The organism is Streptomyces sp. NPDC016459, from assembly GCF_040632845.1.
Lineage (GTDB): Bacteria > Actinomycetota > Actinomycetes > Streptomycetales > Streptomycetaceae > Streptomyces.
On sequence record NZ_JBEYCR010000004.1, the window covers coordinates 319,573 to 334,610 of the forward strand.

Genomic DNA, 15,038 nt, shown 5'->3' on the forward strand with positions numbered 1-15,038 from the left:
AACGAGCGGTGGAAGGGTCGTACGTCGGTGGTACGGGGTTGGGGCGCGCGGGCCCCGGGATCAGCGGCCGAGGTCGGAGCGCGGCGCGCTCGACGCGTGCGGCGCGACCGGGGAGCCCGGCGCGACCGGCGCGACCGGCGCGACCGGCGCGTGCGAGGCCGCATGGGCGCCTGGTGCGACCGGCGCGTTCGCGGCCGTCGCCGTCGCCGTCGCTGACAGTCGGATCAGCCGGGACTCGCAGTGGTCGAGCCAGCGCGCCTCGGCCTCGGTCTGGAAGATCAGCTGCTCCAGGACGAGCAGCCAGGCCACGTCGTCCCGTTCCCGCGCCGCGCTGCTCTCGACGGCGACGAGGGCCTGGGCCTTGAGGCGGGTGTAGTCCTGCATGGCCTTCACGGTGTGCCGGCGCTGGGACTGGATGACGTCGCGGATGTCGACGCCGGGGGCTCCCACGGCCATGGCGAGCTTGATGGCCAACTCGTCACGGGCGGGGCTGGTGCGGTCCACCGGGTTCTCGAACCAGGCCCTGAGCTCGGCGCGGCCGCTGTCGGTGATCGTGTAGAGCGTGTGCCCGGCCGTGTCCTCACCCCCCTGGGCGACCATGCCGTCGCGCTCGAGGCGGTTGAGGGTCGTATAGACCTGGCCGACGTTGAGCGGCCAGGTGGAACCGGTGCGGGACTCGAACTCCGTACGGAGCTGGGAGCCGTACCGAGGGCCGCGTTCGAGGAGGGCGAGAAGCCCGTGACGGATCGACATACTCAGTATGTATACCGGGTATGTCCAGGCGGACAACCGCCTTGAGACGGAAGCGGCGGGTCCGCCTCAAGGGGGACCCGAGCGCCCGGCGGGCTCAGCGGCGGCGCATCCGCACCCCGAGAAAACCGATCCCGAGCCCCATCAGGGCCAGTCCCACGCCCAGCGTGAGGACGGGAATCCGCTGGTCGACGAGGGCGGGGACGGCTTCGGCCGCCTCGCGGGGCGCAACGCCGGGCCGACTCGCGGGCGCCACCTCCGTCAGGAACGGGTCCTCCTCGCGTACCGCTTCGGCCTCCTCCTCTTCTGCTTCCGGGGTCAGCGGGTCTGTTGCCGTTTCGGTACGGGAGTCGTCCGGCGAGGGCTCCGTGGGACGGGGTGGCACGGAGCGCCCGGGCCGGGGCCGCCCCTCACCGGCGGGCCGGCCCGCCAGGGAGGCGGAGCCGCTGGGCGCGGGGGCGTCGCTGGGCTCGACGTTCGACGCTGACGGGGCGGGCGCCCCGGTGCCGGTCGGCGCGGGCGCCGGGGACGGGGGCGTACCGACGCCCCCGGACCGCCCCGGTGAAGCGGAGCCGGAGGAGGGCGCGGTGGCCGACGTGGAAGGGGACCGGGTGGGAGCGGCGGTCGGGGACGGCGGAGTGGAGGAGGGGGGTGGCGCCGAAGCCGGAGGGGAGGTCGACGGGGGCGGCGGGGGTGACGGGGGTGACGGCGCCGGACTGGTCCCGGTCGCCGGCGGCGGGGCCGTGGTGCCCCCCGGACTGCCGGGCGCCTCCACCCCGTACGCCAGGTCCCGCCCGGACCCGAGGGGTGCGGCGTACAGCATGCACGCGCAGGTGAACACGCAGGTCAGCGCGGGGCCATAGGCCCGCGCGCGTGCCCTGCGGAGTACTGGAGTCACCGGGTGACCCCCTCCCGTACCGAACAGCCGAGATGGTCGACTCAGCGTCACATGACGGGACGCTTCCGGCATCCGGGACGGGGTCGACAGAAGTAAGGACGGGTCAGCGGACGTGGAGGCGGGCCCGCGGACGTAGGGGTCGGCCCCGTAGGTCCGGGCCGGCGGACGTAGCCGGGTCGGCCGGCGTATCTGGATCAGCGGACGTAGCCGGCTCGGCGGACGTACCCGGGCCGGCGGACGTAGCCGGGTCGGCCGTCGCGGATCCGGGTCAGCGCCCGTGAAGGAGAGCCGGAGTGCGCCTCGGGACTCCGGGGCTACTGCGGCGGGTTGCCCGTCGAGATCTTGAGGGTGAACTCGGCGTCCTTGTCGGTGATGTCCTCACCGGCCGGCGGGTACTGCTCCAGGACCGTGCCCTCGCCGTAGGTCGCCTCGTCGACCGGGGTCTGGGTCATGATCTTCCACCCGGCCGCACGGACGCAGTCCTTCACCGACTGGATGTTCTTGTAGGTGAAGTTCGGGACCTCGAACTTCTCCGGGTCGTCACTCGACTCCCTCGGCTGGGAGCACTTCTTCGGGTCGATCGTCTTGGTCAGGTCAGGCCCCTTGTGGCCCGGGGCCGCGGTCTGGCTCTGGTCCGTTCCCGTGCCGCCCGCCTCCGTGCCCGGGTCGTCCTTGTTCCTGTCGAGTGCCACGAGCACACCGCCGACGGCGAGCAGCGCGGCGATGATCGCGCCCACGAGCATCGGCGTCCGTCGTGAACCGCCGCCGGTCGAGGAGGAGGCCGACGTGTGGGTCGGGGCGTACGAGGCGGGACCGGGGGGCTGGTACGACACCGGGCCCGCAGCCGCCGGCGTCTGGTACTGCATCGGCGCGGGCGTCGGCGCCTGCGGGTAGCCGTACGCGGGCGCGGGGGTCGCGGGGCCGTACGGTCCCGGCTGGTAGGGCTGCTGCACCCCGGGCAGGCCGGGGTGCGGGGTCGGCGGCGGGGTCTGGCCGACGGGCGGGAAGACCGCCGAGCCGACACCCGCGCCGCTGATGACCGGGCCGCCCTGGACGATCACCGGAGCGCCGGTCTGACCGGCCGCGAGCACCCGGAGGCACTCGTCGCGCATCGCCGCCGCGCTCGGGAACCGCTCGTTCGGGTTCTTTCGCAGCGCGCGGGCGACGAGCGCGTCCATCGCCGGCGTCACCGCCCGGTTGACGGTGGACGGGGCGACCGGCTCCTCCTGCACGTGCGCGTACGCGATGGCCAGCGGGGAGTCGGCGTCGAACGGGAGCCGGCCCGTGAGCAGCTGGAAGAGCATGATGCCGACCGAGTAGAGGTCGGAGCGGGCGTCCACCGCGCGGCCGAGGGCCTGCTCGGGGGAGAGGTACTGCGGGGTGCCGACGACCATGCCGGTCTGGGTCATCGACGTGACGCCGGACTGCATGGCGCGCGCGATGCCGAAGTCCATGACCTTGACGATGCCGCGCTTGGTCGTCATCACGTTGCCCGGCTTGATGTCCCGGTGGACCAGGCCCATCTCGTGGCTGACCTCCAGGGCGGCCAGCACGTCGGCCGTGACCTTCAGCGCCTTGTCGGCCGGCATCGCGCCGTACTGCCGGATGTCCGATGCGAGGACCGAGCCGAGCGGCTGCCCCTCCACGTACTCCATGACGATGTACGGCATGACGGCGCCGTCGAGGGTGTCCTCGCCGGTGTCGAAGACCGAGACGATGTTGGTGTGCGACAACTTCGCGACGGCCTGCGCCTCGCGCCGGAACCGCTCGCGGAAGGACTGCTCGCGGCCGAGCTCGGTGTGGAGCGTCTTGATGGCGACCTGCCGGTCGAGCGCGCTGTCGTAGGCCAGGTACACCGACGCCATGCCGCCCTCGCCGAGAAGGTCGCGCAGCTGGTACCGGCCGCCCGCGACCGAACCGCCCGCATAGCGGCCCTGTGCGCCGTCCTGGCTCATCTGTGCTTCCCCCTACGCGCGCGTGGCGGCGTTGATCCGGATTTTCCTGGCCAAGTCTGCCCCAGGGCAGTGACACGTCAAGCCGGGTGCCCGTTCCGTGACCCTGCGCACAGGAACCGTTTCCTCGGCGGCGGATGAAAGCGTCGAATTTGCACAGGTGTACGCGGGCGGGGTTGGATGGCCGGTCCATCTCGGACCGTGATGTCGTACGGAGCCTGTAGCGTGACGACTGGACACGGCACGACAGACGACGGCGAGGACTGATGGCACCCGAATCCGGATCAGGTGGCGGTGTGCCGGACGCGTCGGCGGAGTCCTGGGGCGTCGGCGGAGTCGTCGGCGACGGGCGCTACCGCCTGACCCACCGTCTGGGCCGCGGCGGCATGGCGGAGGTCTTCGCCGCCGAGGACGTTCGGCTGGGCCGCACGGTCGCCGTGAAGCTCCTCCGCGCCGACCTCGCCGAGGACCCGGTCTCCAAGGCCCGCTTCACCCGCGAGGCGCAGTCCGTCGCCGGGCTCAACCACCACGCCATCGTCGCCGTGTACGACTCCGGCGAGGACCTCGTGGCCGGCCGGCCCGTGCCGTACATCGTGATGGAGCTGGTCGAGGGCCGCACCATCCGCGAGCTGCTGCTCAGCGCCGAGGCCCCCGGGCCCGAGCAGGCCCTCATCATCGTCTCCGGAGTCCTGGAGGCGCTGGCCTACTCGCACCAGCACGGCATCGTGCACCGCGACATCAAGCCGGCGAACGTGATCATCACGCACGGCGGCGCCGTCAAGGTCATGGACTTCGGCATCGCCCGCGCCCTGCACGGCGCGCAGTCGACGATGACCCAGACCGGCATGGTCATGGGCACCCCGCAGTACCTCTCGCCCGAGCAGGCGCTCGGCAAGGCCGTCGACCACCGCTCCGACCTGTACGCGACGGGCTGCCTCCTCTACGAACTGCTCGCGCTGCGGCCCCCGTTCACCGGTGAGACCCCGCTGTCCGTCGTGTACCAGCACGTCCAGGACGCGCCGATCCCGCCGTCCGACGTGGCGCAGGGCGCGCCGCCGGAGCTCGACGGCCTGGTGATGCGTTCGCTCGCGAAGGAGCCGGACGACCGGTTCCAGAGCGCCGAGGAGATGCGCGGCCTCATCCAGTACGGCCTGCAGATGCTCCAGCAGCAGGGCGGCCACACCGGCACGTGGAACACCGGGCCGGTCGAGACGCACGAGGGCGGGCACACCCCGGTCGGCGGCATGGCCGCGACGGCCGCCATGGGGCACCCCATGCACGGCGAGACCGCGCAGGGCCCGCTCCTGCCCCCGGTCAACCCGGACGACGGCGGATACAGCGGTGGATACGGCGGCGGTACGGGCGGCTCCGGCGGCTACGGCCAGGACGGGTCCTACGGTCCGCGGGGCGGTGGCGGCGGCCGCGGCAAGGTGTGGCTGTTCGCGGCGCTCGCGCTGATCGCGGTCGTCGCCGGAGTCGTCTTCGCGCTCGACAAGACGGGCGGGAAGGGCGGGGAGAAGGGCGTCATCACGCCCACCGTCAGCAAGTCGCCGTCGACGGCCTCCGAGGAGCCCACGCCTTCGCAGGAGACCACCGCGGAGCCGTCGCAGGACCCGGGCAGGACGGACGGCGGCCAGACCCAGAACCCGTGGCCGCCGGAGACGTCGTACCAGCCGACGGACCCCGCGACGACGCCGCCGCCGCAGGAGCCGACGGAGCCGACGACCACCCCGCCCACCACGCCCACGGGCACGCCGACGCCGACGGACACGCCGACGGGCGGCGAGACGACCGGGGGCGAGCCGACCGGCGGCGAGACGACCGGCGGCGGCGAGCCGACGGGCGGCAACGGCAACCCGGGCACGACCCCGCCGTCCGACGCGGAGACGGGCTGACGAACCGGGCGACCGGGCGACGCCGGACGCTCCCGTTCGTGAGGGGGCGGTGCTGGCCGCTCCCGTCGTGAGGGCGCGGCGCCCGACGCTCACGCCGTGAAGGCGTCGCGGACCGCCGCGTATTCGTGGGTCCACCAGACCGCCAGGGCCGACACCGCGGGGAACTGCGGGTCGGCCCTTCGGTCGTGGAGCTGGTAGCGCCAGTGCAGGGTCCAGAAGTCGTTGAGCCGTTCCCACCACACCCGGTGTGCCGCCGCCGCCAGCTCGGCGCGGTCGGCGCCGGTCGCCCGGCGGTACGCGCGCGCGTAGGCCCGCACCTTCTCCAGGGCCAGCTCACCGCCCGGCCGTACGAAGAAGATGGCGGCGGCCCTGACCGCCTCCTCGGCCCTGGGCCGGACCGCGAGCCGGTCCCAGTCGACGATCGCGGCGGGCTCCGCGCCCCGGTAGAGCAGGTTCAGCGGGTGGAAGTCGCCGTGCACCCAGCCGGCGGCCGCGGCGGGCGGCGGGCGGTGGTGGGCGTGCTGGGCGAGCAGTCGGCGCCGCTCCCTGAGCCGGTGCTCGGCGAGCGCGTCGAAGCTGTCACGGGGGCGGTGTGCGCGGGCGAGGCGGATCAGTTCGTCGATGGCGCGGAAGGTGTCCTGGAGGTCGGCGCTCGCGCAGACGTCTCCGTCGGCGGTGCCGGGCGGCCCGGACGGTCCCGGGGCCGGGGGTTCCATGACCCGGTCGAGGGCGGTGTGGACCTGCCCGAGGAGGGTGCCGAGGCGCCGGGAGCAGCCGGCGGAGAGCTGGGTGCCGTCGCGGTGGCGGCCGTCGATCCAGGGGTGCAGTGCGTAGCAGTGGCCGCCGATGACGGCGACCGTGCGGCCGGTGGCGTCGGGCAGCGGCGGGGCGACGGGCAGGCCAAGGGCGTGCAGCCGGTGGGTTGCGCGGTGCTGGCGGGCGATGGTGGCGCGGTCGGCGGTGGGGGCGTCGAGGTGCTGTTTGAGGAAGTAGGTGCCGCGGGTGGTGGAGAGACGGAAGCTCCGGTTGAGCAGGCCCTCGGCGACCGGCACGCAGGACAGCGGCTCGCCGGCGTGCCGGTGGCGGCGCAGCAGGGCCGCGACGGGCGGGGAGGGCGCGGTGTGCCGGGTGGGCGGGGCGGTCGGCGGGGAGAGCGTTTCAGATGAGCGCGGCACCCGCCAGATGTTAGATCACGCTACGTGGTGAAGATGTCGCCGTACGGATCGGGGCGCGGGGCGGGTCACCGGGGTCTCGCTCGCGTAGTCGAGCCCGTGCACCGTCACGAACTGCGGTTCGATCCGCAGGTAGACCGGCGCGAAGGCCTCGTCGTCGACCTGCTCGGGCTCGGGACCGAAGGCCGCGAGCTCGTCCCCGGTCGGCTCGACGATCTCGGCGGTGCCGGTGAACTGCACGGTCCAGAGGTGCTCGGACCCGGAGTTGAAGTTGTCCGCCCCGTAGGCGACGACACTGCCGTTGCAGGCGCGGTGGTAGCCGAGCCCCCGGTGCATCCGGAGCAGGACGCGGCCGTCGACCACGATGTGCCGGGCGGGCGCGACGAACGGCATCGCTCGCATGCTCGTCGCCACCCGGCCGTACGCCACGCGGTTCAGCATCTCGATGGCGCGGATCTCGTCGGTGGACATGGTCCCCACTCTCCGCCACCGACCCGTGCCGGGAAAGGGGCCTCTGCCCCGCCTTCAGGGGGCCTTAGGGCCTTTCGTTTGGATCAGGCCGGATCAGGCGCGGTGCCAGGGCCCGCGAGCCCGGCATGATCCAAACGAAAGGCCCTAGGTCCCGAAGCGCGCCGCCGGCTCAGTGGCGCTCCGCCTGGAGCCGCGCCACATAGGCCGCGGCCTGCGAGCGTCGCTCCATGCCCAGCTTCGACAGCAGGCTGGAGACGTAGTTCTTGATGGTCTTCTCCGCGAGGTGGAGCCGCTCGCCGATGACCCGGTTGGTCAGGCCCTCGCCGATCAGGTCCAGGATCTTGCGCTCCTGCTCCGTGAGGTTGGCGAGCTTGTCGTCCTTCTTCGGGTTGTTCCCGTCGCGCAGCCGCTCCAGGACCCGGGCCGTCGCCACCGGGTCGAGCAGCGACCTGCCGGCCGCCACGTCCCGTACGGCGTTCAGGAGTTCGTTGCCGCGGATGGCCTTGAGGACGTAGCCCGAGGCCCCCGCCATGATCGCGTCGAAGAGGGCCTCGTCGTCCGCGTACGAGGTCAGCATCAGGCATCTGACGCTCTCGTCCTGCGAACGGATCTCGCGGCACACCTCGACCCCGCTGCCGTCGGGCAGCCGGACGTCGAGCACGGCCACGTCGGGACGGGTCGCGGGGATCCTGACCAGGGCGTCCGCCGCCGTGCCGGCCTCGCCGACCACCTCGATGTCGTGCTCCACGGAGAGCAACTCGTGGACGCCGCGCCGGACCACTTCGTGGTCGTCCAGCAGAAATACCCGGATTTTTCCTTCTTCGCGCACTCGGTCAGTCTCACATATTGGCTCTTCCCGCGCCCGGGGTGCGCGGGATAACGTGCCGGTTGTTCCGACGACGGTGTCGGGCCGTTGTCCACGCCCTGACCAGGGCGGAGTCCCCGCTTTCCTCGATTTACTTGGATATCCAAGCAAAATCGCAGGTCAGGTGGGGTTTCGCGGGAATGCCGCACTGTGGGTAACGTGCCTATGACGGCGTTCGTCGGGGCACCTGTCACGCCCCACCCCGACCGCGTCGCACCCACCCCGTGCGCAGGTACGGGCAAGGCGGAGCCGCACTGGCCCACCCGGCGAACCCGGAGGCCGGACCGACGGAGGAGCACGCACGTGACCGTGGAGAGCACTGCCGCGCGCAAGACGACGCGACGCAGCAGCGGCACCAAGCGCACCGCAAGCGCGAGCACGAGCACCACCAAGAAGACGAGCACGCGCGCCGCGTCGGGAGCGACGGAGCCCGAGCTCGTCCAGCTGCTGACGCCCGAGGGAGAGCGCGTCCAGCACCCCGATTACGACATCGACCTGAGCGCCGAGGAGCTTCGCGGCCTCTACCGCGACATGGTGCTCACCCGTCGCTTCGACGCCGAGGCCACCTCGTTGCAGCGCCAGGGCGAGCTGGGCCTGTGGGCCTCGCTGCTCGGCCAGGAGGCGGCCCAGATCGGTTCCGGCCGGGCCCTGCGGGACGACGACTACGTCTTTCCCACCTATCGCGAGCACGGCGTCGCGTGGGTCCGTGGCGTCGACCCGACGAATCTGCTCGGAATGTTCCGTGGTGTGAACCACGGTGGCTGGGATCCCAGCAGCAACAATTTCCACCTGTACACGATCGTTCTCGGTTCGCAGACCCTGCACGCCACCGGCTACGCCATGGGTATCGCCAAGGACGGCGCGGATTCCGCCGTGCTCGCGTACTTCGGTGACGGCGCCTCCAGCCAGGGTGACGTCAACGAGTCGTTCGTCTTCTCCGCGGTCTACAACGCCCCCGTCGTGTTCTTCTGCCAGAACAACCAGTGGGCCATTTCCGAGCCCATCGAGAAGCAGACGCGTGTCCCGCTCTACCAGCGCGCGGCCGGTTTCGGCTTCCCCGGCGTCCGGGTCGACGGCAACGACGTCCTCGCCTGCCTCGCCGTGACCCGGTCGGCCCTGGAGCGTGCCCGCCGTGGCGAGGGCCCGACGCTCATCGAGGCGTTCACGTACCGCATGGCCGCCCACACCACCTCCGACGACCCGACCCGCTACCGCCGTGACGCGGAGCGGGCGGAGTGGGAGGCCAAGGACCCGATCCTGCGCCTGAAGGCCTACCTGGAGAACGAGGGCCACGCCGACGCGGCCTTCTTCGAGGAGCTGGAGGCGGAGAGCGAGGCGCTCGGCAAGAACGTCCGCGAGGTCGTCCGCGCCATGCCCGTACCGGAGCACATGGCGATCTTCGACCACACGTACGCGGACGGGCACGCGCTCGTCGACGAGGAGCGCGCGCAGTTCGCCGCCTACCAGGCGTCCTTCGCGGCCGGGGAGGGCCAGTAATCATGGCTGTTCAGAATCTTCCTCTCGCGAAGGCGCTCAACGAGTCGCTGCGCAAGGCCCTGGAGACCGACCCCAAGGTCGTCATCATGGGCCTGGACGTCGGCAAGCTCGGCGGTGTCTTCCGGATCACCGACGGCCTGCAGAAGGACTTCGGCGAGGACCGGGTCATCGACACCCCCCTCGCCGAATCCGGCATCGTCGGGACCGCGATCGGCCTCGCCCTGCGCGGCTACCGGCCGGTCGTGGAGATCCAGTTCGACGGCTTCGTCTTCCCGGCGTACGACCAGATCGTCACCCAGCTGGCGAAGATGCGGGCCCGTTCGCTCGGCACGGTGAAGATGCCGGTCGTCATCCGCATCCCGTACGGCGGCGGCATCGGTGCGGTCGAGCACCACTCCGAGTCCCCCGAGTCCCTCTTCGCGCACGTCGCCGGCCTCAAGGTCGTCACCCCGGCGAACTCCTCCGACGCCTACTGGATGCTCCAGCAGGCGATCCAGAGCGACGACCCGGTCATCTTCTTCGAGCCCAAGCGCCGCTACTGGGACAAGGGCGAGCTCGACACCGAGGCCATCCCCGGTGAGCTGCACAAGGCGCGGGTCGCTCGCGAGGGCACGGACCTCACCCTCGCCGCCTACGGGCCGATGGTGAAGACCTGCCTGGAGGCGGCCGCCGTCGCCGCCGAGGAGGGGAAGTCGGTCGAGGTCGTGGACCTGCGCTCCGTCTCGCCGCTCGACTTCGACACCATCCAGGCCTCGGTCGAGAAGACCCGGCGCCTGGTCGTGGTCCACGAGGCGCCCGTCTTCTTCGGGTCCGGCGCGGAGATCGCCGCCCGGATCACCGAGCGGTGCTTCTACCACCTCGAGGCTCCCGTCCTGCGGGTCGGCGGCTACCACGCGCCGTACCCGCCGGCGCGCCTGGAAGAGGAGTACCTGCCGGGTCTCGATCGCGTGCTCGACGCCGTCGACCGCTCGCTGGCGTACTGAGGAGAGCACCGTGACGATCCGCGAATTCAAGATGCCCGACGTGGGCGAGGGCCTCACCGAGGCCGAGATCCTCAAGTGGTACGTCCAGCCCGGTGACACGGTCACCGACGGGCAGGTCGTGTGCGAGGTCGAGACGGCCAAGGCCGCGGTCGAGCTGCCGAGCCCCTTCGACGGCACGGTCCACGAGCTGTGCTTCCCCGAGGGGACGACGGTCGACGTCGGCCAGGTCATCATCTCGGTGAACGTCGGCGGCGGAACCGCCGAGGCGCCCGCCGCTCCGGTGGCCGAGGCCGCTCCGGCAGCCGCCGTACCCGCGCCCGCGCCGGTCGAGGAGGACGAGGAGCCAAAGGGCCGCCAGCCCGTCCTCGTCGGCTACGGCGTGGCCGCCAGCTCCACCAAGCGCCGTGCGCGCAAGGCGCCGGCCGGCGCCGCCCCCGCCGCTCCGGCTCCGGCGGTGCCCGTCACCGTCTCCGTACCGGAGCAGCTCAACGGGCACGCTCCGGCCGGTGCCGGAGCCCGCCCGCTGGCCAAGCCGCCGGTCCGGAAGCTCGCGAAGGACCTCGGCGTCGACCTCGCGACGGTCACCCCGACCGGCCCCGACGGCGTCATCACCCGTGAGGACGTGCACGCGGCGGCCGCTCCGGCGCCCGCGCCCGCCGTCCAGGTCCCGGCTCCGGAGCCGGCCGTGGTTACGGCTCCGGCCCAGGCCGTGGCGCCCGCGCCGCTCGTCTCGACCGACGCCCGGGAGACCCGTGTGCCCGTCAAGGGCGTACGGAAGGCCACGGCGGCGGCGATGGTCGGATCGGCCTTCACCGCTCCGCACGTCACCGAGTTCGTGACCTTCGACATCACGCGCACGATGAAGCTGGTCGAGGAGCTCAAGTCCGACAAGGACATGGCGGGCCTGCGGGTCAATCCGCTGCTCCTCATCGCCAAGGCCGTCCTGGTCGCGGTCAAGCGCAACCCGGAGATCAACGCGGCCTGGGACGAGGCGGCGCAGGAGATCGTCCTCAAGCACTACGTGAACCTGGGCATCGCCGCGGCCACCCCGCGCGGTCTGCTCGTGCCGAACATCAAGGACGCGCACGCCCAGACACTGCCCGAGCTCTCGGCGTCCCTGAGCGAGCTGGTCTCCACCGCCCGGGAGGGGAAGACGACCCCGGCGGCCATGCAGGGAGGCACCTTCACCATCACCAACGTCGGCGTCTTCGGCGTCGACACCGGTACGCCCATCCTCAACCCCGGCGAGTCCGCGATCCTCGCGGTCGGTGCGATCAAGCTCCAGCCGTGGGTGCACAAGGGCAAGGTGAAGCCGCGTCAGGTCACCACGCTGGCACTCTCCTTCGACCACCGACTGGTCGACGGCGAACTCGGCTCCAAGTTCCTGGCGGACGTCGCCGCGATCCTGGAGCAGCCGAAGCGGCTGATCACCTGGAGCTGACGCCCGAAGCCGATGCCTGGAGCTGACGCGCCGGGCGCAGTGCGTGGGTCCGTCCGTTTCACGTGAAACAAGAGAGCCCCGTCCACGATGTGGATGGGGCTCTCTGTTGCACCTCTGTTGTATCTATCCTGTGCGCATGCCATCCGCCGCCGCCCCCGTCAAGCAACAGCCCGCCACCGACCGTGTGTACTCGCACGTCAAGCAGGCCGTACTCGACCGGCGGTACGAGGGAGGCACCCTCCTCACCGAAGGCGAACTCGCCCTCGCCGTCGGAGTGTCCCGGACGCCGGTCCGCGAGGCGCTGCTCAAGCTGGAGATGGAAGGGCTGCTCAAGCTCTACCCGAAGAAGGGCGCCCTCGTCCTCGCCGTCTCCGCCCAGGAGATCGCCGACGTCGTCGAGACCCGCCTGCTCGTCGAGGAGTTCGCCGTCCGCCGGGCCGTACCCGCGCCGGCTTCACTCGTCGCGCGGCTCGAAGAGCTCCTGGAGGAGCAGAAGCGGCGCGCCGAGGCCGGGGACCTCGCCGAAGTCGCCGTCACCGACCGATGCTTCCACGCCGAGATCGTCCGTCACGCCGGCAACCAGATACTGTCCCGCCTCTACGACCAGCTCCGCGACCGTCAGTTGCGCATGGGCGTCGCCGTGATGCAGTCCCAGCCCGACCGGGTCACCAAGAACATCACCGAGCACGCCGAGATCCTCGACCGGATCAAGGCCGGAGACGTGGAGGGCGCCGCTCGCTGCGTCCGTCAGCACCTCACCTGGGTCAAGGTCCTGGTCCGGGGTGAGGACCGGTGAGCGGCGACAGCCGGAAGGGCCGTGACAGCGGGAACGGCCGTGGCAGCGGGAACGGCCGTGGCAGCCGCAACGGGTCCGGATCGGCCCGCACCCTCCCCGGAGACCCGCCCGGCGGCCGTCGCGCCGCCCTCGTCTGGGGCGTCGGCGTCGCCGTCTACTTCGTCGCCGTCATCTTCCGCACGTCCCTCGGCGTCGCCGGACTCGACGCCGCCGACCGCTTCGACGTCAACGCCTCCGCGCTCTCCACCTTCTCCATAGTCCAGCTGCTCGTCTACGCGGGCATGCAGATACCCGTCGGCCTCATGGTCGACCGGCTCGGAACCAAGAAGGTCCTCACCCTCGGCGTCGTCCTGTTCACCCTGGGCCAGCTGGGCTTCGCGCTCTCGCCCTCGTACGGCACGGCGCTGGCCGCCCGCGCCCTCCTGGGCTGCGGTGACGCCATGACCTTCATCAGCGTCCTGCGGCTCGGCGCCCACTGGTTCCCGGCCCGCCGCGGTCCGCTCATCGGCCAGGTCGCCGCCCTCTTCGGCATGGCGGGGAACCTCGTCTCCACCGTCCTCATCGCCCGCGCCCTGCACGGCCTCGGCTGGACGACCACCTTCGTCGGCAGCTCCCTCGCCGGTGTCCTCGTCCTCGTCCTGTTGCTGCTCTTCCTCAAGGACCACCCCGAGGGATACGAACCCCAGCCCTCCCCCGAGCTCTCGGCTTCGCTCGAGCAGGGGGTACCCCCATCCCGCGCGGGCGCCGCCTTCGTCCGCCGCCAGATCGCCGAGTCCTGGCGGGAACCCGGCACGCGCCTCGGCATGTGGGTGCACTTCACCACCCAGTTCCCCGCGATGGTCTTCCTGCTGCTCTGGGGACTGCCCTACCTCGTCGAGGCGCAGGGCCTCTCCCGGTCGGCCGCCGGGGGACTGCTCACCCTGGTCGTCCTCTCGAACATGGCCGTCGGCCTCGCGTACGGGCAGATCATCGCCCGCCACCACAGGGCCCGCGCCCCGCTCGCCCTCGGCACGGTCGCCGGCACCGCCCTGATGTGGGGCGCCACCCTGGCGTACCCCGGCGAGCACGCGCCGATGTGGCTGCTCGTCACCCTCTGCCTGGTCCTCGGCGCCTGCGGACCGGCCTCGATGATCGGCTTCGACTTCGCCCGCCCGGCGAACCCGCCGGGGCGTCAGGGCACCGCGTCCGGCATCGTCAACATGGGCGGGTTCGTGGCGTCGATGACGACACTCCTCGCCGTCGGCGTGCTCCTCGACGCGACCGGCGACAACTACCGGATCGCGTTCTCGTCCGTCTTCGTCCTGGAGGCCCTCGGCGTCGTCCAGATCCTGCGCCTCAAGGCCCGGACCCACCGCAGGGAACGCGAACGGCTGGTCGCCAGCCGCGTCGAGGCGGTGCACGTCCCCGTCTGAGTCCTCAGCGGGGCGTCACCGCGATGTTGGCGAGGATCGCCCGCGCCAGCTCCTCGTCGCCCTCCACCTTGACCCGGTCGGCCGCGTCGGCCGGCCGGATCCGGCCGCAGGCGAGACGTACGAACGTCTCCCAGTCCGTGGCCAGCGTCACCGCGGGACCCAGCGACGGCGCCCCGTCGATCGAACCCCGGCCGTCCGCGTCGACCCGGACCGTCCGCAGGAACTCCACCGGACCGCTCACGTCCAGGACCACCGCCGAAGACGCCGGCGCGCCCGCGTCCTTGGCGACCACCTTCGGCAGCGCCTCCAGGAGCACGTCACGCGTCACGTGCGCGCCCGCGGAGTCCAGGTTGCCCGGCACCCCGAGCGCGGTCCGCAGGTCCTGCTCGTGCACCCACACGTCGAAGGCGCGCATCCGGTACGCCAGTTCCAGGGACTGCTCCGCGCCGAGGGGCGCGCGGATCAGGTGCTCGGGGGAGCGGTTCTCGTTGCGGAGCTGCCGGGCCCGGCGGATCAGGATGTACTCCAGTTCCGAGGTCATCTCCGGCGCGGTGTGGTGCCGTCGCACATCGACCTGCACCTCCATGTACCGCGCGAAGTCACTGCGTACGTGGTAGAGGTCGCGCGGCAGGGAGTGGATCGGCCGCGGGTCGCCGAGCATCTCCGTCTCCATGCCGATCACATGGGACACGATGTCCCGGACCGACCAGCCCGGGCACGGTGTCGGCCGGTTCCACTCGCCCTCCACGAGCGGCTGCACCAGCTCGGCTATCGCCTCGATGGAATGGGTCCAGGCGTCGGCGTAATTCTGGAGGCTGGGATGGACGGTCACGGGACCCCTCGGCGGTTCTTCGGTGCGCGGGCTGAAAACACGACTGGGTGGGAGGCTTGGACGCTAAGTTACGC

14 protein-coding genes are annotated in these 15,038 nt (G+C 71.9%); 6 read left to right on the forward strand and 8 right to left on the reverse strand.

The window, feature by feature from the left end:
* Positions 1-60: 60 nt before the first annotated feature.
* The 4 genes from ABZ567_RS13890 to ABZ567_RS13905 form a co-directional block, all read right to left on the reverse strand.
* Positions 61-753 carry a PadR family transcriptional regulator gene (locus ABZ567_RS13890; RefSeq protein ID WP_360788353.1) on the reverse strand — a complete coding sequence of 231 codons (693 nt, stop codon included), beginning with the start codon at positions 751-753 and terminating at the stop codon, positions 61-63.
* 94 nt (positions 754-847) lie between these two features.
* Positions 848-1,135, reverse strand: a complete 288-nt coding sequence (locus tag ABZ567_RS13895) for a hypothetical protein (protein ID WP_360788356.1) — start codon at positions 1,133-1,135, stop codon at positions 848-850.
* Positions 1,136-1,160: 25 nt separating this feature from the next.
* A complete protein-coding gene (locus ABZ567_RS13900; RefSeq protein ID WP_360788359.1) occupies positions 1,161-1,577 on the reverse strand; it encodes a hypothetical protein in 417 nt (138 codons plus the stop codon).
* A gap of 385 nt (positions 1,578-1,962) precedes the next feature.
* Entirely contained in the window at positions 1,963-3,603 is a 1,641-nt protein-coding gene (locus tag ABZ567_RS13905) for a protein kinase (protein WP_360788362.1), read from the reverse strand.
* Positions 3,604-3,866: 263 nt separating this feature from the next.
* On the opposite strand from ABZ567_RS13905, the gene ABZ567_RS13910 reads away from it, so the two are divergent.
* Positions 3,867-5,495 carry a protein kinase gene (locus tag ABZ567_RS13910; RefSeq protein ID WP_360788364.1) on the forward strand — a complete coding sequence of 543 codons (1,629 nt, stop codon included), beginning with the start codon at positions 3,867-3,869 and terminating at the stop codon, positions 5,493-5,495.
* An 89-nt stretch (positions 5,496-5,584) separates the two neighbouring features.
* On the opposite strand, the gene ABZ567_RS13915 is transcribed toward ABZ567_RS13910, so the two are convergent.
* From ABZ567_RS13915 to ABZ567_RS13925, 3 genes are all read right to left on the reverse strand, one after another.
* Positions 5,585-6,670, reverse strand: a complete 1,086-nt coding sequence (locus ABZ567_RS13915; protein WP_360788368.1) for a phosphotransferase — start codon at positions 6,668-6,670, stop codon at positions 5,585-5,587.
* Between the two features lie 15 nt (positions 6,671-6,685).
* A complete protein-coding gene (locus ABZ567_RS13920; RefSeq protein WP_360788370.1) occupies positions 6,686-7,138 on the reverse strand; it encodes a pyridoxamine 5'-phosphate oxidase family protein in 453 nt (150 codons plus the stop codon).
* Positions 7,139-7,307: 169 nt separating this feature from the next.
* A complete protein-coding gene (locus ABZ567_RS13925) occupies positions 7,308-7,967 on the reverse strand; it encodes a response regulator transcription factor (protein ID WP_360788373.1) in 660 nt (219 codons plus the stop codon).
* 339 nt (positions 7,968-8,306) lie between these two features.
* Here ABZ567_RS13925 and pdhA point away from each other — a divergent pair, with 339 nt between their 5' ends.
* The 5 genes from pdhA (at position 8,307) to ABZ567_RS13950 (ending at position 14,132) form a co-directional block, all read left to right on the forward strand.
* Complete coding sequence (gene pdhA, locus ABZ567_RS13930; protein ID WP_360788376.1) at positions 8,307-9,500, forward strand: pyruvate dehydrogenase (acetyl-transferring) E1 component subunit alpha; 1,194 nt, start codon at positions 8,307-8,309, stop codon at positions 9,498-9,500.
* A 2-nt stretch (positions 9,501-9,502) separates the two neighbouring features.
* A complete protein-coding gene (locus ABZ567_RS13935) occupies positions 9,503-10,483 on the forward strand; it encodes an alpha-ketoacid dehydrogenase subunit beta (RefSeq protein WP_360788378.1) in 981 nt (326 codons plus the stop codon).
* A gap of 31 nt (positions 10,484-10,514) precedes the next feature.
* A complete protein-coding gene (locus tag ABZ567_RS13940) occupies positions 10,515-11,924 on the forward strand; it encodes a dihydrolipoamide acetyltransferase family protein (RefSeq protein ID WP_360788832.1) in 1,410 nt (469 codons plus the stop codon).
* Between the two features lie 136 nt (positions 11,925-12,060).
* Entirely contained in the window at positions 12,061-12,720 is a 660-nt protein-coding gene (locus tag ABZ567_RS13945; protein WP_360788381.1) for a GntR family transcriptional regulator, read from the forward strand.
* A complete protein-coding gene (locus ABZ567_RS13950) occupies positions 12,717-14,132 on the forward strand; it encodes an MFS transporter (RefSeq protein WP_360788384.1) in 1,416 nt (471 codons plus the stop codon). Before ABZ567_RS13945 ends, ABZ567_RS13950 begins: the two co-directional genes overlap by 4 nt.
* Positions 14,133-14,136: 4 nt before the next feature.
* Here ABZ567_RS13950 and ABZ567_RS13955 read toward each other — a convergent pair whose 3' ends face one another.
* Positions 14,137-14,964, reverse strand: coding sequence for a maleylpyruvate isomerase family mycothiol-dependent enzyme (locus tag ABZ567_RS13955; RefSeq protein WP_360788387.1), 828 nt, complete (start codon positions 14,962-14,964; stop codon positions 14,137-14,139).
* Positions 14,965-15,038: the final 74 nt, after the last annotated feature.

What these genes read in the sequence shown, in the direction of transcription:
- ABZ567_RS13890 (WP_360788353.1), bottom strand. Translation starts at nt 753, where the DNA reads ATGTCGATCCGTCACGGGCTTCTCGCCCTCCTCGAACGCGGCCCTCGG.
- ABZ567_RS13905 (WP_360788362.1), bottom strand. Translation starts at nt 3,603, where the DNA reads ATGAGCCAGGACGGCGCACAGGGCCGCTATGCGGGCGGTTCGGTCGCG.
- ABZ567_RS13910 (WP_360788364.1), top strand. Translation starts at nt 3,867, where the DNA reads ATGGCACCCGAATCCGGATCAGGTGGCGGTGTGCCGGACGCGTCGGCG.
- ABZ567_RS13920 (WP_360788370.1), bottom strand. Translation starts at nt 7,138, where the DNA reads ATGTCCACCGACGAGATCCGCGCCATCGAGATGCTGAACCGCGTGGCG.
- ABZ567_RS13935 (WP_360788378.1), top strand. Translation starts at nt 9,503, where the DNA reads ATGGCTGTTCAGAATCTTCCTCTCGCGAAGGCGCTCAACGAGTCGCTG.
- ABZ567_RS13940 (WP_360788832.1), top strand. Translation starts at nt 10,515, where the DNA reads ATGCCCGACGTGGGCGAGGGCCTCACCGAGGCCGAGATCCTCAAGTGG.
- ABZ567_RS13945 (WP_360788381.1), top strand. Translation starts at nt 12,061, where the DNA reads ATGCCATCCGCCGCCGCCCCCGTCAAGCAACAGCCCGCCACCGACCGT.